The 17,196-nt window shown below is 46.6% G+C and carries 19 protein-coding genes; 5 read left to right on the forward strand and 14 right to left on the reverse strand.

The window, feature by feature from the left end; translation table 11 throughout:
• Position 1: 1 nt before the first annotated feature.
• Together apaG and MDMS009_RS09870 are read left to right on the forward strand one after the other, a co-directional pair.
• Positions 2-382 (forward strand): Co2+/Mg2+ efflux protein ApaG, encoded by a 381-nt coding sequence (apaG, locus tag MDMS009_RS09865; RefSeq protein WP_008291287.1) that lies wholly within the window; start codon positions 2-4, stop codon positions 380-382.
• A 54-nt stretch (positions 383-436) separates the two neighbouring features.
• Positions 437-1,051: a DUF2238 domain-containing protein gene (locus tag MDMS009_RS09870; protein ID WP_043888168.1), complete on the forward strand. Its 615-nt coding sequence runs from the start codon at positions 437-439 to the stop codon at positions 1,049-1,051.
• On the opposite strand, the gene MDMS009_RS15855 is transcribed toward MDMS009_RS09870, so the two are convergent.
• Positions 1,040-1,915 (reverse strand): pentapeptide repeat-containing protein, encoded by an 876-nt coding sequence (locus MDMS009_RS15855; RefSeq protein WP_008291364.1) that lies wholly within the window; start codon positions 1,913-1,915, stop codon positions 1,040-1,042. The genes MDMS009_RS09870 and MDMS009_RS15855 overlap by 12 nt on opposite strands.
• Positions 1,916-1,980: 65 nt before the next feature.
• On the opposite strand from MDMS009_RS15855, the gene fliK reads away from it, so the two are divergent.
• From fliK to MDMS009_RS09890, 3 genes are all read left to right on the forward strand, one after another.
• A complete protein-coding gene (gene fliK / locus MDMS009_RS09880; RefSeq protein ID WP_008291362.1) occupies positions 1,981-3,690 on the forward strand; it encodes a flagellar hook-length control protein FliK in 1,710 nt (569 codons plus the stop codon).
• Positions 3,687-3,977 (forward strand): EscU/YscU/HrcU family type III secretion system export apparatus switch protein, encoded by a 291-nt coding sequence (locus tag MDMS009_RS09885; protein WP_008291264.1) that lies wholly within the window; start codon positions 3,687-3,689, stop codon positions 3,975-3,977. The genes fliK and MDMS009_RS09885 overlap by 4 nt, the downstream gene beginning before the upstream one ends.
• 170 nt (positions 3,978-4,147) lie before the next feature.
• Complete coding sequence (locus MDMS009_RS09890) at positions 4,148-5,989, forward strand: two-component system response regulator (protein WP_154647014.1); 1,842 nt, start codon at positions 4,148-4,150, stop codon at positions 5,987-5,989.
• Here the strand turns inward: MDMS009_RS09890 and MDMS009_RS09895 are convergent.
• From MDMS009_RS09895 to flhF, 13 genes are all read right to left on the reverse strand, one after another.
• Positions 5,986-6,369 (reverse strand): DUF2802 domain-containing protein, encoded by a 384-nt coding sequence (locus MDMS009_RS09895; protein ID WP_036312521.1) that lies wholly within the window; start codon positions 6,367-6,369, stop codon positions 5,986-5,988. The genes MDMS009_RS09890 and MDMS009_RS09895 overlap by 4 nt on opposite strands.
• Positions 6,370-6,585: 216 nt before the next feature.
• The gene (locus MDMS009_RS09900; protein WP_008291338.1) at positions 6,586-7,059 is read right to left on the reverse strand and encodes a chemotaxis protein CheW; all 474 of its coding nucleotides are present in this window, start codon (positions 7,057-7,059) and stop codon (positions 6,586-6,588) included.
• Between the two features lie 73 nt (positions 7,060-7,132).
• Positions 7,133-7,744, reverse strand: a complete 612-nt coding sequence (locus MDMS009_RS09905) for a chemotaxis protein CheW (RefSeq protein WP_008291718.1) — start codon at positions 7,742-7,744, stop codon at positions 7,133-7,135.
• Positions 7,737-8,525: a ParA family protein gene (locus tag MDMS009_RS09910; RefSeq protein ID WP_008291440.1), complete on the reverse strand. Its 789-nt coding sequence runs from the start codon at positions 8,523-8,525 to the stop codon at positions 7,737-7,739. Before MDMS009_RS09910 ends, MDMS009_RS09905 begins: the two co-directional genes overlap by 8 nt.
• Entirely contained in the window at positions 8,522-9,442 is a 921-nt protein-coding gene (gene motD, locus MDMS009_RS09915) for a flagellar motor protein MotD (protein ID WP_008291595.1), read from the reverse strand. The genes MDMS009_RS09910 and motD overlap by 4 nt, the downstream gene beginning before the upstream one ends.
• Positions 9,443-9,449: 7 nt before the next feature.
• Positions 9,450-10,190: a flagellar motor protein gene (locus tag MDMS009_RS09920; RefSeq protein ID WP_008291452.1), complete on the reverse strand. Its 741-nt coding sequence runs from the start codon at positions 10,188-10,190 to the stop codon at positions 9,450-9,452.
• 2 nt (positions 10,191-10,192) lie between these two features.
• Positions 10,193-11,242 carry a protein-glutamate methylesterase/protein-glutamine glutaminase gene (locus MDMS009_RS09925; RefSeq protein ID WP_043888169.1) on the reverse strand — a complete coding sequence of 350 codons (1,050 nt, stop codon included), beginning with the start codon at positions 11,240-11,242 and terminating at the stop codon, positions 10,193-10,195.
• Positions 11,243-11,250: 8 nt separating this feature from the next.
• Positions 11,251-13,239, reverse strand: coding sequence for a chemotaxis protein CheA (locus MDMS009_RS09930; protein ID WP_008291642.1), 1,989 nt, complete (start codon positions 13,237-13,239; stop codon positions 11,251-11,253).
• Between the two features lie 11 nt (positions 13,240-13,250).
• The gene (locus tag MDMS009_RS09935; RefSeq protein ID WP_008291505.1) at positions 13,251-13,985 is read right to left on the reverse strand and encodes a protein phosphatase CheZ; all 735 of its coding nucleotides are present in this window, start codon (positions 13,983-13,985) and stop codon (positions 13,251-13,253) included.
• 11 nt (positions 13,986-13,996) lie between these two features.
• Positions 13,997-14,371 carry a chemotaxis response regulator CheY gene (cheY, locus tag MDMS009_RS09940; protein WP_008291646.1) on the reverse strand — a complete coding sequence of 125 codons (375 nt, stop codon included), beginning with the start codon at positions 14,369-14,371 and terminating at the stop codon, positions 13,997-13,999.
• 28 nt (positions 14,372-14,399) lie between these two features.
• Positions 14,400-15,122, reverse strand: a complete 723-nt coding sequence (locus tag MDMS009_RS09945; protein WP_043888170.1) for an RNA polymerase sigma factor FliA — start codon at positions 15,120-15,122, stop codon at positions 14,400-14,402.
• A complete protein-coding gene (locus MDMS009_RS09950; RefSeq protein ID WP_008291273.1) occupies positions 15,119-15,991 on the reverse strand; it encodes a MinD/ParA family protein in 873 nt (290 codons plus the stop codon). Before MDMS009_RS09950 ends, MDMS009_RS09945 begins: the two co-directional genes overlap by 4 nt.
• Positions 15,984-17,186, reverse strand: coding sequence for a flagellar biosynthesis protein FlhF (gene flhF / locus MDMS009_RS09955; protein ID WP_008291481.1), 1,203 nt, complete (start codon positions 17,184-17,186; stop codon positions 15,984-15,986). Before flhF ends, MDMS009_RS09950 begins: the two co-directional genes overlap by 8 nt.
• Between the last annotated feature and the right edge of the window lie 10 nt (positions 17,187-17,196).

Genomic DNA, 17,196 nt, shown 5'->3' on the forward strand with positions numbered 1-17,196 from the left:
TATGACTGAATTTAATAGCGACATCCTCGTTGATGTAGAAACAACCTATCTGGATCAGGAGTCTGATCCTGAAAAAGCACGATATCTCTTTGCCTATACCATTACGATTAAAAACCAGAGTCAGGAAGCGGCGCGTTTACTGTCGCGTTACTGGAAAATCACCGGTGGTGATGGTCATGAACAAGAAGTCGAAGGTGATGGTGTGGTCGGACTGCACCCTTATCTGGCGCCTGAGCAGGAATTTACCTACACTAGCGCTGCCATGCTGGATACACCAGTAGGCATGATGCAGGGCCACTACAAAATGGTGGGGGACAATGGCAATAAATTTGATGTTGATATTCCTGCCTTCACACTCGCAGTACCCAGAACCTTACACTGAGTTTGTCTCAACGGTGAGTCGTCACTGCTGAGGCCGGGAAGGAGCCTGAAGCACATGACGCAAAAACAAGAAAAACTACTCTGGCTGTTGCTTGTGGTGGCCTGTCTGGTCTACTCATCGATGGATCCTGTCGCAGATCGTCTGACCTGGTTTATGGAAACTGTGCCGGTGATGATTGCTATTCCAATTCTGCTGATTACCCATAAGTCTTTCCCGCTAACACTGATAAGCATTCGTTTGATTGCAGTTTTTGCCTTGATTCTGATCGTCGGTGGCCATTACACCTATGCTGAAAACCCCTTATTCAACTGGATTCAAGACAGTTTCGATCTAGCCCGTAATCACTATGATCGGCTAGGGCATTTTGTGCAAGGTATAGTGCCTGCTTTGATAGCCAGAGAGTTGTTGCTGCGAACAACACTACTACAACGCGGTAAATGGCTATTTTTCTTAATCTGTGCAGTGAGTCTTGCTATCAGTGCCTGTTATGAGTTTATTGAGTGGTGGGCGGCTATTATTAATGCGCAGGCCGCAGAGGCCTTTCTCGGTACGCAAGGTGATAATTGGGATACACAATGGGATATGTTCCTTGCCTTGATGGGAAGCATTGTTGCCCAACTCAGTTTGGCACCGACTCAGGATAAGCAGCTTCGTGATTTACTCGACTAATGGCAAGCACTGACCGAGAGACTCGGGTGCACATATTTGGCCGTTGAGCCAGATGGCATGATCGAAGCGTACGCCATCTAAAACGGCATTACTTAAATTCGCATTGGTTAAATCCGCATAGGATAAGTCTGCCTGAGTTAAATTGGCATAGGATAAATCCGCTTGTGTCAGGTTGCTCCCTATCAAAATAGCCTTCTCGATATTGCTGTAACTTAAATCAGAAAACCGCAAATTTGAATAAGCGATATCAGCACCGAAAAGGGCTGCATTGCTCATATTAGCACCGGTCAAATCAGCGTTTCTCAGCTTGGCTAATGTGAGGTCTGCGCCAGCCAGTTGGCTGTCAGATTTGAGACAGTTATTCCAGTTAACTTCAGGCGACGGTGGCGCTGCACAGTTGGGAAGTGGCACAGGAATCGTTGTTGGATAGAACACAGCCAGAAAGGTGATCGCAACTAAAGCCAGAAAAGTGATCACTAAAGGCCACCACATACGCTCATGGCGATTACGATACTTTTGCATCAACATCCGTCTCAGTTCGCGCCGCTCCAGCTCGATGTCGGCCTCATCAGCACGTCGTTCTCCCCGGCGTTGTTTGGCCTCGGGAGGAAGAGTGACCTGCTGTTCACGACGATCCAGCCCGGTGCGTTCATCTAAATGACGTTTTGCTTTATCGGTATCCGGTGTATCTGGGTGAAGAGGGGTTTGATGTTGTAACGGCAACCAGTGCCGCTTATCCGCGGAGACTTCATCTCTCATCGACAGGCGGCCAACAATGAGGTGGTTGATGATTACCGACCCATTAAAGGGCCCCGATATCTCGCCATCCTTTCTGATATACCATTGTCCATGTTTGGGTTTCATTGCCATTGCTCTGAGCAATCATCTCATTGCTATACTAGCACCATGTTGCAATTTGTGGTGTCTCCATGCAGATAAATTCCTCACAGCAAAACTCTGCTGAGGTTATCCGTGATGTACCGGCTCGGTTATTAGCTAGTTTGGCCGATGGTGAGCGAGTACAAGCGACGGTGATTGCCAAGCTAAGTGGCCAGTCAGTCAAACTTCAGGTACGAGATAGCGTTTTGCAGCTTGTCAGTCAGCAGCCTCTGCAGCCGGGGCAAAAGATAGAGTTACAACGAACTGTTGAAGCCGGTCGTGCTGTGTTGGCAATTGTTCCTGCCGAAACGACTCTCAGCGCTGAACGTCTCGCCAGCCTCAATCCCAGCCTAAAGCCGGGCCAGCAGCTTGCAGTCGACGTTATCAAGTTGTTGGCGCAAAACCGACTACTGGTTAGTCCCAGCTTGATAACAAATAGCGGCAGCGTTGCAAAATCAACTCCAGCCAATACTCATATGTCACTGGCTCAGACATTGCCACGACAAATTGAAGTGGATATCAGCGCACTAAAACAAAGCTTCAAACTAGGCGATAAGCTTGCTATTGAAGTCATGCAAACTCAACCACTAACAATAACGCTTCGCTCTGATAGTCCAACACGGGCTGAGCAGATACAAAGTTATCAGCGTCGTTTGATACCGCAGATTGATCGAACGGCAACGCCGTTAGCGACGCTGAATAAATCAATTACAGAACCAGTATTACCGCAAGCAATAAGACAAGAAATAACACGACTGTTTCAAGGGGTGACTGATAAAACAGCGTTGCAGCAGCCCGAGGCCATAAAACAAACCATTAACAATAGTGGTGTGTTTTTAGAAAGCTTTTTAAAAACTAATCCGCGATCTGTCACCACGGGCCAAGATTTTAAAGCCAATTTATTGCAATTGGCTGAAGTATTAAAACAGCAGGTCCAACAACCTGCATTGAACCGGTTAGTGGATAGTCCCGATATTATGAAAAAATTGCCCATTGAGGTGCAATCAGCGCTGAAACAACTCGCCACCACCCCTCAGGATTTACGTCAACTTCCAGCACAGGTACAAGCCGCCTTAGCGAGTAAAGGCCAGACACCGATGCAGTTACTATTAGGCTTATTATCGAGCTTGCGAGGTGCTACTAGCAGCAGTGAAACCTCATTGGCACCTTTGTCTTTAACCACCACACAAAATCAGAATCTAAGCGGTGTACAAGCGTTTATCAATGCTCGAGATGGTCAGACTTCACAAGCACAGAATGCAGTCCGGTTTGTGGAATGGCAGATGATGCGTGATTTATTACGTGAAGTGGAGTCAGCCACTGCGCGCATCCAGTTTAATCAACTGTCGATGGCAAGAGAGAGTGATCTGCCAAATAACGTCAATGTCTGGCTGTTTGATTTGCCGGTTAAAGATAAACAGCAACTGGAAATGCTGCAATTGAGGCTGGAACAACATTCTCCCGATTTAACCGCCGGAGAAGAGGCTATTTGGCAGGTGCAACTTAATCTGGAAACGCAAAATCTTGGCCCGATGCAAGCGCGCATCAGCCTACATAAGCAAGATATCAAAGTCGTGATTCTGGCTGAGCGAGAGGAGAGTGCGACTGTTTTATCTCAGTATCTTGATGAGTTGAATCAGCGTTTACAGAAACTTGATATTTCAATCAGTCATTTAAGTTGCCGACAGGGGGCTATTAGCCCCTTAACCACTGATATTCAGCCTTCACAGGGTGAACACTTACTGGATATTTCGGTATGAATAAGAACGACGATATTCTACGAGCCATTGCCCTGCAATATGATGGTGACAATGCGCCCACGGTCACCGCGTCTGGCGAAGGAGCCATCGCTGAAGAGATATTGCGGATCGCTCGAGAACACAATATTCCATTAAAAGAAGATGCGCTGCTTGCTGAATTATTAAGTGATTTAAATCTCGGCGAAGAAATTCCCCCCATGCTGTATCGGGTTATAGCAGAAGTCATTGCATATGCCTATCTGGTTTCGGGCAAAGTTCCTGTAAAGAAAGGGGAAAATACGAATTAGGCTTACCCTGCAACAGACAAAATAGTAGTTATGCATCACGTGACATATTTGCAACACTTTATAAATAGCATTATGAAAATAGCATTAAGTGTTGATTTTTATAAATAAAACCGATATCGTCGATTTCATGTACAACATTCTGTCGACATGAGATAGCGAACGATATTCAGATGAATACGAAAATCAGGGATAGTTTGGCGCTGACAACAGCACCAAACCAGACAATCAGCGACCCGGCATCTACCGAAGCCGTCTCTGATCTCCTTGACGCTAAAATTATCATTGGCGGCACAGCACTTGCTGAAACAGCCTTCACCAAAACATTGCTTGAAGTCAGTGGTTTCAGCAATATACAAACAACCACTAGCCTTGATGGGCTTATGCAGCTGATGCGACAGGGCATAGCAAACGATATTTGCGATATTGATTTGTTAATCCTAGATAAAGACATGCCCGATCTAAATCTTCAGGATTTACGTCTGGTCATGGATCAATTTGATGAATGGCGCTTAATTCCCATCATTTGTTTGTGCAAAGAATCACAGTGGGATCATGCGCAGGTATTGACTGATCTGGGGCATGGCGTGACATCAATGCTGTACCATCCCCTCACTGCAGAGTCTTTACCGCCAGCAATAATGACGGCGTTGGCAGTAAAACGCGAACGCGATATCAGCTATCGTCAGCAGTTAGATCTGGAAGATGAGCTCGCTAATTTGAAAGTGATGGAAGCGCGATTACAGTTTTCGGTTAGTCACGATGATCTTACGGGTTTGGCTAATCGTCGTCGACTTGAGCAGGCTTTGGAGCTGAGTTTGACGCAAGTGCGTAACTTCATGAGCACCAGCGCTTTGTTTTATATCGATTTGGACAGCTTCAAAGTGCTAAATGATGCAGAAGGTCATGAAGCAGGCGATACTTTATTGGTGCAGGTGGCTAACTCACTGAGACGTTATTTTCGAGTGAACGATACCCTCGTTCGTATTGGCTCAGATGAATTTGCGGTACTGGTTGATAATACCGATAAAAAAATGGCTATACAGCAAGCAGAAGGACTGCGTAATTTGTTTGATGGTTATAGCTTCGAACATCACGGCCATCATTACCACCTGTCCGCCAGTATCGGTATTAAACTGATTCAGCGTCAAGATGCGACAACGGTCGGCGAGGTATTATCCCATGCTAATCAGGCGTGTTATACGGCCAAAAAACGCGGCCGTAATCGTGTGCATCTCTATAGCCCGGAAGATCGCGAAATGCATACGCTCAGACACAGTGTGGAGTGGGCACCGCGTATCAGAGCTGCGCTTAAAGAGGAAAACTTTTTACTAGAGTTTCAACCGATTTTTGCTTTAGATAGCGGTGCTATAACGCATTATGAATGTTTGATTCGGATGCGTGGTGACGGCGGTGTGGTCTATTATCCGAAGGAATTCATACCGGTTGCTGAGGCGATGGGACTCATTCATCAGATTGATTTCTGGGTGGTCGCCAAAGCGTTTGATTTACTTTGCGGTATGCCTGACAGCATTTCGTTTGCGGTTAATCTGTCGGGTAATGTGTTTCTGGATGAAAACTTGTATCGCTTGATCCAGCAAAAACTGAAAGAGACGGAGATTGATCCCGAACGCATTGTATTTGAAATCACTGAAACCTCGGCGATATCAAATTTTGAACAAACCAAACGCATGGTGACAAACCTACGTTCACTGGGCTGTCGTTTCGCCTTGGATGACTTTGGTGCTGGTTTTAACTCATACAGTTATTTGAAACATTTCCCGGTCGATATTTTAAAAATTGATGGCGGTTTCATCACTGACTTGGATAACGACCCCGTTGATCAATTACTGGTTAAATCAATGATTGATATAGCCCATAGCCTAGGTAAAAAAACAGTCGCTGAATTTGTTGAACGCGAAAGCACGCTTAACCTGTTAAAAGGCTACGGTGTCGATTTTGTGCAAGGGTACTTAGTCGGTAAGCCGCAATCCATCATTCCTGACAAAGACTAGTGCATGCCAGCATGATCAGTATCACGACCATGCAGACGGCTGATCAAATGTGCTTCTTCATCACTTAAATTACAGTTATCAATAAGCTGTTCAACACCGGCTCCTTTTCGTGCCAATCGGATAGCATGATCATAGCCCGGCTGGCTATTCGCACGAAGATCCAGAGAGTGCTGATGATCCCGAATTTTAATTAAGGTCTGCTCGAATTGTAAAATCCGTTCATCGGTACCAGATGCACCTTCACACAAGGCTGACATTTGGTTTTGCAGTGTTCGAATTCGTTCCGTTTGCAGTTGATACAGTTTGAGCAAGCGCATGGTTGCCAATCCAAGGACGAGAAACACAGCACTCATTACAGTGATCACAACATATATCGTCATGATTTAGCTCCTTGCGCTACTCGGGCGCAGTTAAACATACTCATCTATTTGTCCGCCTTTGCCATCATCTTTTGGCTTCGGCTTATCTTTTTTATCCTCAGCGTCTTGCTGCTGCGGCCGTCTTTGTTTACGCCGATCGTCCTCTGGCGAGGGGGACACCAGAGGACTGGGCGAACTTGGCTGGGTGGGTTTTATTTCATCAGCCAAGGGGGAAGCCTATAATTCGTTGATATCTGATATTTCCTCATCATTCAGCAACTTATTCACATCGACCAGAATAAGAAGATACTTTTCTCTGTTACAGACCCCCTGAATAAACCGTGAGCTGTCGTCACTGATGTTGGGGGCAGTATCAATTTCTGATTGACGTAAATAAACCACCTCAGCAACGCTATCAACCAACATACCAATCACGTGGCCAGATACCTCAACGATAACGATGCGAGAGCTTTCATCTGGCTCTTTTGTGCTCAAGCCGAAACGGGCTCGTGTATCGATCACCGTTACGACATTACCGCGAACGTTAATAATACCCAGCACATAAGATGGCGCACCGGGCACTGGGGCAATTTCCATCAGCCGTAAGACCTCTTGAACCTGCATTACGTTGATGCCGTAAAATTCGTCTTCTAACTGATAGGTTACCCATTGCAACATTGGGTCTTCAGCTGTATTTTCGTTTTGGCTCATGCCGTATTACCCTTACTCAATATTGTCATTTTTCTGACAACGCATAATAAAATCAATGCAGACTTCATGCCAGTTAACTTTGCTTTAATGTGAGCAAAAGCGCTGGAATATCAATAATCTGATAATCACCTTCAGTGATAACGCCTCGACGCCAACTAGGCTGTGACTGCTGATCGAGCCAATTGATGCTATCGGCCTGATAGGTGATGATGTGTTGTATATGATGGCAAGCAATGCCCCAGCGATGATCATCAATAAGAACAATATAATTCGCTTGTATAGGCTTCAACCGGGTTTCTGTCTGGAGCAAGTGACGAATATCAATAACCTGACTAGTTTGTGGCTGGTTGATAACGCTAAGTTGCCAACTAGGCTTTTCCGGCAGCACGTTCAGACCTTGCTGAGGCCAGCGTACAATATTATTAACTTCGGAGACGGGCACGGCTAAGTTAAGCCCGTCAATATCACAAAGTAAGACTCTGAGGTTTTCCGGCTGTTCGTCAACCTCTGATAGTGGCGTCTCATTAACCATTTCAGGCTGTGCCGCTGAGTCATTTGAAGGTATTTCCGTTATGACTGATTCTGTGGCTGATGTGGCTTCAGTTGTCGTGGCCGGCGTTGTCAACATGTCGTCGAAGTAGGCACTCAACGCCTGACTTTGTTCGTGGATTGGTTTATTAGCCATGAGAAAACTTAGCTTGAGGCTGTATTAACTCGGTTAGTAGTTGCTGGTATGCCTGACTGCCTTCTGCATTGATATTCATTTCAGGCAGTGGCATGCCCAGTTTGCTGGCTTCACGGAACGATGGATCAACGGGCACCACATGATCCCAGACGTGTTTTCCATACTGCTGATAGAGCTGTTGTAAACAATCATTCGCAGCTTTTGTTCGATTATCGTGCATAGTTGGCACGATCAGGTAGGGTAGCTCAGTGTGACGTGAATGGTTGATCATCGAGACGGTGTGCAACATATGCTCGAGGCCTTTCAGTGACAAGAACTCGGTCTGAACCGGAATCAGCAATTTATCGCAGGCTGCCAGAGCATTAATCATCAACACGCCAAGCATCGGTGGGCAATCAATAAACACGTGCTGGAATCGATCCTTAAAGAAGCTTAATGTTTTGCGAATAATCAATCCTTTGCCTTGTTGCGCCCCAAGTTGGCGATCAAGTGTTGCCATTGCCGTTGATGCGGGCAATAAGAACAAATTGTCATGTCTCGTTTTTTTCAGACTCTGGAATATCGCGTCCTTAGGTGTGTTGTCGAGCTTCTGAAACAAAGTGTAGATGCTGGTTTCTATGACATCCGGGTCATAGCCGAGGTAAGTGGTGAGTGAGCCATGCGGATCCAGATCAAGAATTAAGGTTGATTCGCCACGCTGTGCCAGTAAGCTCGCTAAAGAGATCACGGTTGTGGTTTTGGCGACCCCGCCTTTTTGATTACATATCGCCCAAACAGTCATGGCTGAGCCTCAGCTTGTGTGTTTGGTTCGGGGAATTCAATCATACTAATCGGGGGCAGTGAGCTGCTGTTATCAATGTTATTTTCTGAACTGATGACTTGGCCTGCATTGGTATCAAAAATATCAAGATCACGGCGACTTTTATCGCTACCTAATACGACTAAGACAACCCGTCGATTTTTCTGACGTCCTTCTTCGGTTGCATTATCTGCAATGGGTTTGTATTCGCCGTAACCGATGGCCGACATACGATCAGGCTGAATGCCATAGCGGTCTAATAAATGTACAACGCTGGCGGCACGCGCTGCCGACAATTCCCAGTTCGAGGGAAAACGACTGGTATTAATGGGGTTGTTATCGGTAAAGCCTTCTACCTGAATGGGATTGGCAGAGGTTTGCAAAATATCAGCGATTTTACCAATGACAGGGACAGCAGCACGTTCCAGTCTGGCTTCACCGCTTTCAAATAAAACGCGTGACTTGATTTCCAGTTCGAGCCAGTCTTCACCCTGCTTAATGATGACGTCTTCCGTTTCAATCATATCAGCCAACGCACCGCTAAGTTGTTTTGTTAATTCTTTAATAGTGCGTATATCGTTCTCTGTAGCAGGGGGCGGTCGATGAGGAATTTCTGGTAGATCGATTTTGTAATCGGCTTTTTCTGGCTCTCCAGGTTCAGCAGTAAGTTTGCCTTCGCCACGGCTGATTTCGCCAATTTGAATTGGATTTTTACTGCGCACAGGATCGGAAAATACCGCTTCGAGGGTATCCGATAACACCCGGTATTTTCCTTCATTAACAGAAGAAATTGAGTACATCACAACAAAAAAAGCAAACAATAAGGTGATGAAGTCAGCATAGGATACCAGCCAACGTTCGTGATTTTCATGTTCTTCATGTTTCTTCCGGCGCGCCATAAGCCACTCAGTTCAGGTAGGCCTGAAGACGACTTTCGATATTACGAGGGTTATCGCCATCTGCGACTCCAATCAGGCCTTCAATCATCATCATTTGTATGCGACTGCGTTGCGCCACGACAGATTTTAGTTTATTGCCCATCGGCAGAAATAACAGATTAGCGAGTGCAACACCGTAAATGGTTGCGACAAAAGCAACAGCAATCCCCGAACCTAGCGATGATGGATCGGCAAGATTACCCATCACATGAATTAAGCCCATCACTGCGCCGATAATACCAATCGTGGGGGAGTAGCCACCCATGGCTTCAAATACTTTCGCAGCCTGAATATCGTCACTTTCCTGAATGTCGAGATCATTCTCCATCACTTCTCGAATCAACTCAGGTTCAGCCCCGTCAGCAATCAGTTGTAAGCCTTTTTGTACAAAAAGGTCGGTTTCATCCATCGCCACAGATTCGAGCCGAACCAAGCCTTCACGACGCGCAATTTGATTCCATTCCAGTATTTTTTCTAACACCACACTGGGAGATTGCGAGGGAGGCGTGAAAATCCATATCGACATACGCATGGCACGAACAAAAGTATTCATTGGTGTTTGCAGCATGACAGCGCCGAGCGTACCGCCCAGAACAATAAGCATAGCAACAGCATTGAGAATGGTATCGAGATGACCACCCTCAAGTTGTTGGCCCAGCAAAATGGCACCAAAACCAACGATCAGGCCGAGAATACTCAGAATATCCATAATTAAAGTAGCTCTCCGAGTTGTCGGCCTATCGACGTTAGATCGAGAATTTTATCCGCTAAGCCGGCCTTGGCAATCGCCATAGGCATACCATAAATGGTGCTCGTTGCTTGATCCTGAGCCCAGATTTCCCCGCCTTTGTTTTTAATGGATTGGCATCCTTCTTTACCATCACTGCCCATACCCGTCAGAATAATGGCGAGCGTTTTATCACCACAAATAGGCGCGACGGAATTAAACGTCAGATCCACACAAGGCTTATACGTCTGCGCATCATGGCCATCTTCTATGCTCAGATAGAGTCGTTGCGGCCGGCCTTTCAGCAGCATCTGTTGGCCACCAGGTGCCAGATAGGCTGTACCGGCTTGCAATGATTCACCATTTACGGCCTGTTTGACGTGAATCTGGCATTGCGCATCCAGTCGTTCGGCGAATGACGGCGTAAAACTGGCAGGCATATGCTGTACCAACAGGATAGGGCAGGGAAACGATGCCGGTAATACGGTTAACACTTTCTGTAATGCGACAGGGCCACCTGTTGAAGTCCCGATTAACACCAGATCAGGCTTGTTAATCGGCGCGTTATTACGAGCCGGCGCAGTGGCTGTTTGTGTGACAATGTCTTGTTGTAACGGTGTTTGTAGACTGGCATGAAAGCCATTGGCTAACTGATAAACACGTTGGCACAATTTTCTCTGTGCTTCACTACGATCGCTGGACAAATCTTCAAATCGTTTTGGCAAAAAGTCAGTAGCACCGGCTTCTAATGCATCTAATGTGGTTTTGGCACCTTCCGTAGTCCATGTAGATAACATTAAAACGGGGGTGGCACGAAGGGATTTGATTTTGCGTACAGCGGTGATGCCATCCATCACCGGCATTTCCAGGTCCATGGTTACCACATCAGGCTTATGAATCTGCAGTTGTTTTAAGGCTTCTTCACCATTATTAGCTGTGGCGACTACTTCCAAGCGAGGATCGGCATCTATAATTTCAGCCAGACGCTTGCGAAAGAAACTTGAGTCATCAACGATGAGCACCTTAACCGTCACGATATGTCCTAGTAACCGCGATTTGCATAGGCTTTCATAAGCTCGGGGAAATCAAGAATCAAAGCAATACGGCCGTCACCCGTTATGGTGGCACCTGCCAGTCCTTTTGTACCATGTAATAGAGCACCCAGAGGTTTGATCACCACTTCTTCCTGACCTAGCAGTTGATCAACAACAAAACCAACTCGCTGTGTGCCGACATTGACGATGACAACATGCTCGATTTCAGGTTTATCTGTTTCGTTGAAATTCTTTGCCAGCCATTTACGTAAATAAAATAATGGTAGCGCTTTATTGCGAACCATAATCGTTTGTTGACCATCGACGACATTGGTTTTGCTCAAGTCCAGATGGAAAATTTCATTGACGTTAACCAGTGGAAACGCAAAAATCTGATCGCCCAACATGACCATAAGCGTAGGCATAATCGCTAAAGTAAGCGGTACTTTGATTGATAAAGTGGTGCCGATGCCGATTTCTGATTTGATATCAATCACGCCATTGAGTTTGGATATGCTGGTTTTAACCACATCCATACCCACGCCGCGGCCAGAGATATCAGAGATTTCCTGTTTCATTGAAAAGCCGGGTGAAAATATCAGAGCAAAACATTCTGATTCAGTCAGTCTTGATGCGTTGTCTTCATCCATCATGCCTTTTTCAACGGCTTTACGGCGCAATACTTCTGGGTTCATACCCGCACCATCATCGGTGATCGTCAGCAGAATATGATCACCTTCCTGAGCGGCACCAAGCACGATGTTACCTTGTCTTGGTTTGCCTGCGGCTTCTCGCACATCAGGCATTTCAACCCCATGGTCGACGGCATTTCTAACTAAATGCACCAGTGGATCTGCCAGCGCCTCGACTAGGTTTTTGTCCAGATCGGTTTCTTCACCGCGTAGCTCTAAATTAATATCTTTTTTGAGACTGCGGGCGAGGTCGCGAACAACGCGGGGGAAACGGCCGAACACCTTTTTGATAGGCTGCATGCGGGTTTTCATTACCGCACTTTGCAAATCACCTGTCACCACCGTCAAATTATTCACAGCTTTGGCCATGTCTTCATTTTCGAATGCGGCTTCGAGCGTGTTGATTCGATTTCTTACTAACACCAGCTCACCCACCATATTCATAATTTCATCAAGGCGGCTGGTATCTACGCGAACACTGGTATCTGCTGTTTGTTTAGCGGGTGCAGCTTTCGGCGCTGTATTGTCTTTTTTGGTTTCAGTATTTGCTGCGGCTGCTGATTTTTGAGGTTCGGGCTGTGTTTTTTCAGGCTCAGCCGTTTTCTCTACGATGGGAGCTGCTGTCTGTGCAGGGGAGGTTGATTTAGTTTTACCCTGTAGTTCATCCAGTAGGGCTTCAAATTCTTCTTCAGTAATATCGTCACTGTCAGACTGTGATGACGCTTTAGCAGGGCTGGCCGCTGCTTTTGTTTCGGAAGCTACCTCCTGGCTGCCCGGAGCAGCATTTCCATGCAATTGATCGAGTAATGACTCAAATTCGTCATCTGTGATTTCATCACTATCGGATGGGGCGGATTTAGATTCAGTTATCACAGCGGGTTCTGGCTCGGGTTCAGGTGCAGTAAATGCAACCTTATCTGGATTAAGATAGGTGGCTAATTGACTCAAAATGGCAGGATCGGCAGCGGTAGGGTACTCCCCAGCTTTTAACTCGGAAAACATGCTGTTTAGACTGTCGAGTACCTTCAGAAAGGTATCCATCATGTCGGCGTCGACAACTCTTTCCCCCTGCCGAAGCAGGTTAAAAACATCTTCACCCTTGTGGCACAAGGCCACCATGGCATCAAGGCTTAAAAAGCCGGCTCCCCCTTTAATGGTGTGGAAGCCGCGAAAGATGGCGTTGAGTAAATCAGCATCCTGTGGCTGGTTTTCCAGCTCGACCAATTGCTCATTCAGGCCTTCTAAAATTTCTTCCGCTTCGACTAGAAAGTCCTGCAGGATTTCGTCATCTGTATCCAGCGTCATGCATTACATCCTCAGAAACCGAGGCTAGATAACAAGTCATCCACATCGTCTTGGTTATTCACCACGTTATGTTTGTCCTGTGAATTTATCTGCGGGCCTTCGGCTTTAATAGGGTCAACTTTTTCTTTTTTAGCTTCAGCTGTCTGCTGCTTACCGGCTACCTTGACCAGCTGCACCAGATTTCTTTCCACTTCTTCTACCAAGGCAATAACTTGACGAATAACTTGTCCGGTTAAGTCCTGGAAGCCCTGAGCTAACGTCATTTCCGACAGATTTGCATGCACCTGATCGGCATGTTGCTTGACGGTAGGTAAATAAGCTTCGATTTCTTTAACCAGAACTCGGAACTCATCCGCCGTCATTTCTTTATTGCGGAAACGCTGCCAACTCTCATCTATCTTTTCGGCAGTTTCGCGGAGTTCTTGAGCCAAAGGTAAGGTGTTATCGATATACCCCAAGGTTTTGTGGGCGGCTTCTTCTGTTGTGGTGATGACGTAGTTCAGACGCTCACGGGTGTCGGGCATATCGTTTTGTGCCATATCGACTAGACGCGAGTCGATATTGAAATTATTCAGTGCTTCATGCAACTCCCGTGTGAGTTTGCCTACTTCCTGAAATAATTCATTTTCGTGTGATTGGGTGAGGATAGTGAGTTGCTGGTGAACCGCAGTCTCATTGTTTGCTTCTAGCGCATCGATGAGTGCATGGGCAGCGTCTAGCTGCAGCTGTTTATTATGCGAAGCCATAACGTTGTCCCTTAAGCGTTGAGTCGTTCAAAAATCTTTTCGATTTTTTCCTTCAAAGTCGCGGCAGTGAATGGTTTGACAATGTAACCATTTACCCCGGCTTGGGCAGCTTCGATAATCTGTTCACGTTTGGTTTCGGCCGTTACCATTAGTACCGGAAGTGTCGCCAGCTTTTCATCTGCACGTACTGTTTTCAGCAAATCGATACCTTGCATACCGGGCATGTTCCAGTCGGTAATCAGAAAGTCGATACCACCAGCTTCCAGAATGGGGAGTGCTGTGATGCCATCATCAGCTTCCAGCGTATTATTAAAGCCCAAATCACGTAACAGGTTCTTTATAATCCGTCGCATTGTGGAAAAGTCATCCACAATCAGGATCTTCATATTTTTATCCAAGTCTAACCTCCAATTTTCACATAACCCAATCACGAAGTTTGGATCGAAGCCTGATCACAGTCTGACTGTGAATCTGGCTGACTCTCGACTCACTGACACCGAGAACTTCTCCAATCTCTTTCAAATTCAGCTCATCATTATAGTACAGGCTCATCAGCAATCGCTCGCGTTCAGGCAGACTATCAATCGCCCGAACCATGGCTTGTTGGAAGTCATCTTGCTGTACTTCCTCCTCGGGAGCGGCAGGACCTGATGATATCGGGCGGGCATGGACTTCGTCATTATCGCTGAACTCGTCCAAACTAAATAACTGATGACCAGTTGAATCTTGTAGTTGTTGATGATATTCGCTGATATCCAGTCCCATTGCCTGTGCGACTTCAGCATCGCTGGCATTCCGACCTTTTTGTTGCTCTATTACCTGCATGGTGCTTGATATTTCACGGGCTTTTCGATGAACCGAACGTGGCGCCCAGTCATTACGACGAATTTCATCCAGCATTGCACCGCGAATGCGAATGCCAGCATAGGTTTCAAAGCTGGCGCCCTGAGAAGAATCAAACTGATGAGATGCGTCGAGCAGACCGATCATACCTGCCTGTATTAAGTCCTCGACATCGACAGATGCAGGGAGGCGGGCAATCAGGTGATAGGCAATACGTTTTACCAGCGCGGCGTTTTGTTCGACCAGCTCGCTTTTTGATTGCCCAGATGTATACATAGCAGCTCGGCTATTCATGCCATTTCCATACTCGCTTGTATGAGTCTTTCTACAAAAAATTCCATATGACCACGAGGTTGTTTCTGCACCGGCCAGTATTCTACTTTTTTTGCTAGATGGGCAAAGGCCGTGGCTGACTTACTGCGGGGAAATGCTTCGACAACGCTGCGTTGCTTTTTGACGGCGCGACGCAAGTCTTCATCAAACGGCACGATGCCCATAAAATCCAGGGTTACGTCTAAAAAACGATCACAGACTAATGAGATCTTGTCGAATAACTCACGACCTTCCTGAACACTTCGACTCATATTGGCGACGACATGGAAACGTTCAACACCGTACTCACGACTGAGCAGTTTAATCAAAGCGTATGCATCAGTGATGGAGGCGGGTTCATCACAGACCACGATGACAACTTCTTGGGCGGCGCGACTGAAACTAACTACGCTGTCAGCAATACCAGCCGCACTATCGATTAATAACACATCGATATGCTGGTCCATTTCGCTAAATGCCTGAATCATGCCTGCGTGTTCTGCACTGCTGAGTTCAGCCATTTTCTGAACGCCTGACGCGGCCGGGATAATTTTCAGACCAGAAGGGCCTTCAACGATGATTTCTCTGAGGGATTTGCTGCCATCGAGTACATGCAACAAATTGAATTGTGGGTGGAGTCCCAACATGACATCAATGTTGGCTAATCCCAGATCAGCATCAAGCAACACCACTTCTTTGCCTTGCGCGGCGAGCGCAACACCCAGATTAACCGTGACATTGGTTTTACCGACACCACCTTTACCACTTGCCACAGCAATCACTTTGACTGGGCGAGGGGGATTAGCTTGTCGTCTCAGGCCGGCGGCCTGATCGTGGGAATTTTCAGCCATAGGCGGCAAACCCTCCGTAACTGGATAATGTTTGTGGATCCAGTTGTTGTTCGTCGTTCATTAAATCACTGGCTTGGTTAACCAATGCATTTGGGCGAGCCTGACTCAGGTCTTCAGGCACTTGCTGCCCATTGGCCACATAGGCTAATGGCAGTCGATGTCGAATCAATGCAGATAGTGCACCGCCTAAACTACTTGTCTCATCTGTTTTGGTAACTATACAACCACTCAAATCCAAATGTGAGAAAGCATTGATAATATCATTGATGCCGCTTGCTTGAGTGTTAGCAGACAAAGTTAAATACGTTTTCACGCGTGGTGACTGCTGTTTTAGTAATGCAAATTTCTCAGTAAGCTGCATGTCTCGCTGATTCATGCCAGCAGTATCGATCAGGATAAAGCGACGATCAAGCAGGTCGTTTAAGGTATAAGCCAGTTCTGAATGCGTTCTGGCAACGCGCACGGGTACACCGAGAATACGTGCATAGCTTCGCAATTGTTCCTGACCACCGATGCGGTAACAATCTGTGGTAACCAATGCCACTTCACGTGCACCGTATTTCAATGCACAACGTGCGGCCATCTTTGCAATGGTGGTGGTTTTACCGACACCGGTTGGGCCAACCAAGGCAAAGATACCGCCTTCACTGAGCATATCTTCTTCGGGCAGATCGATTTGTGCTGCTAAACGGCCTAAAGATTGACGCCAGGCTGTTTCCAAGTCATCGATGCCACGCATTTGAGCGGTGATCTGTTTGGCAATTTCAACCTCCACGCCCATATGCAGAAAACGTTTCAATAACTGCATCTGCGTCGGGCTTTGGCGCTCCATATCTTTCCAGGTTAAATCAGACAGCTGGTTTTGTAGCATATCGCGCAGACTGGCGATTTCTTTACGCATTTGAACCAGGGTCGGTTCTTGTGACCAGATATTCTCTTTCGGCGCGGAGCGAGGTGCCTCTTGCAGTGGTTCTACTGATGGGTTGATTTCAACACGAGGCTTTTCTTGTTGTGCCACTCTGGCAGGCTCAGCCTGACGACGAAACTGTGATTCGTCATAGTCTGTTGCGGCAACAATTTCTATGCCGCCATCAACCCTTGTGTTGGACAGAATAACAGCATCCGGACCCAGTACATCCCGTACTTCGCGGATTGCCTGACGCACATCTGCTGCTTGGAATCGTTTGATTTTCATAAATCACAAC

It is taken from the genome of Methylophaga thiooxydans DMS010 (genome assembly GCF_000156355.1).
Taxonomy (GTDB): Bacteria; Pseudomonadota; Gammaproteobacteria; order Nitrosococcales; family Methylophagaceae; genus Methylophaga; species Methylophaga thiooxydans.

Excerpts from the sequence above, each read along its gene's own strand:
- apaG (WP_008291287.1), top strand. The coding sequence starts at position 2 with ATGACTGAATTTAATAGCGACATCCTCGTTGATGTAGAAACAACCTAT.
- MDMS009_RS09870 (WP_043888168.1), top strand. The coding sequence starts at position 437 with ATGACGCAAAAACAAGAAAAACTACTCTGGCTGTTGCTTGTGGTGGCC.
- MDMS009_RS15855 (WP_008291364.1), bottom strand. The coding sequence starts at position 1,915 with ATGAAACCCAAACATGGACAATGGTATATCAGAAAGGATGGCGAGATA.
- fliK (WP_008291362.1), top strand. The coding sequence starts at position 1,981 with ATGCAGATAAATTCCTCACAGCAAAACTCTGCTGAGGTTATCCGTGAT.
- MDMS009_RS09885 (WP_008291264.1), top strand. The coding sequence starts at position 3,687 with ATGAATAAGAACGACGATATTCTACGAGCCATTGCCCTGCAATATGAT.
- MDMS009_RS09890 (WP_154647014.1), top strand. The coding sequence starts at position 4,148 with ATGAATACGAAAATCAGGGATAGTTTGGCGCTGACAACAGCACCAAAC.
- MDMS009_RS09895 (WP_036312521.1), bottom strand. The coding sequence starts at position 6,369 with ATGACGATATATGTTGTGATCACTGTAATGAGTGCTGTGTTTCTCGTC.
- MDMS009_RS09900 (WP_008291338.1), bottom strand. The coding sequence starts at position 7,059 with ATGAGCCAAAACGAAAATACAGCTGAAGACCCAATGTTGCAATGGGTA.
- MDMS009_RS09905 (WP_008291718.1), bottom strand. The coding sequence starts at position 7,744 with ATGGCTAATAAACCAATCCACGAACAAAGTCAGGCGTTGAGTGCCTAC.
- MDMS009_RS09910 (WP_008291440.1), bottom strand. The coding sequence starts at position 8,525 with ATGACTGTTTGGGCGATATGTAATCAAAAAGGCGGGGTCGCCAAAACC.
- motD (WP_008291595.1), bottom strand. The coding sequence starts at position 9,442 with ATGGCGCGCCGGAAGAAACATGAAGAACATGAAAATCACGAACGTTGG.
- MDMS009_RS09920 (WP_008291452.1), bottom strand. The coding sequence starts at position 10,190 with ATGGATATTCTGAGTATTCTCGGCCTGATCGTTGGTTTTGGTGCCATT.
- MDMS009_RS09930 (WP_008291642.1), bottom strand. The coding sequence starts at position 13,239 with ATGACGCTGGATACAGATGACGAAATCCTGCAGGACTTTCTAGTCGAA.
- MDMS009_RS09935 (WP_008291505.1), bottom strand. The coding sequence starts at position 13,985 with ATGGCTTCGCATAATAAACAGCTGCAGCTAGACGCTGCCCATGCACTC.
- cheY (WP_008291646.1), bottom strand. The coding sequence starts at position 14,371 with ATGAAGATCCTGATTGTGGATGACTTTTCCACAATGCGACGGATTATA.
- MDMS009_RS09945 (WP_043888170.1), bottom strand. The coding sequence starts at position 15,122 with ATGAATAGCCGAGCTGCTATGTATACATCTGGGCAATCAAAAAGCGAG.
- MDMS009_RS09950 (WP_008291273.1), bottom strand. The coding sequence starts at position 15,991 with ATGGCTGAAAATTCCCACGATCAGGCCGCCGGCCTGAGACGACAAGCT.
- flhF (WP_008291481.1), bottom strand. The coding sequence starts at position 17,186 with ATGAAAATCAAACGATTCCAAGCAGCAGATGTGCGTCAGGCAATCCGC.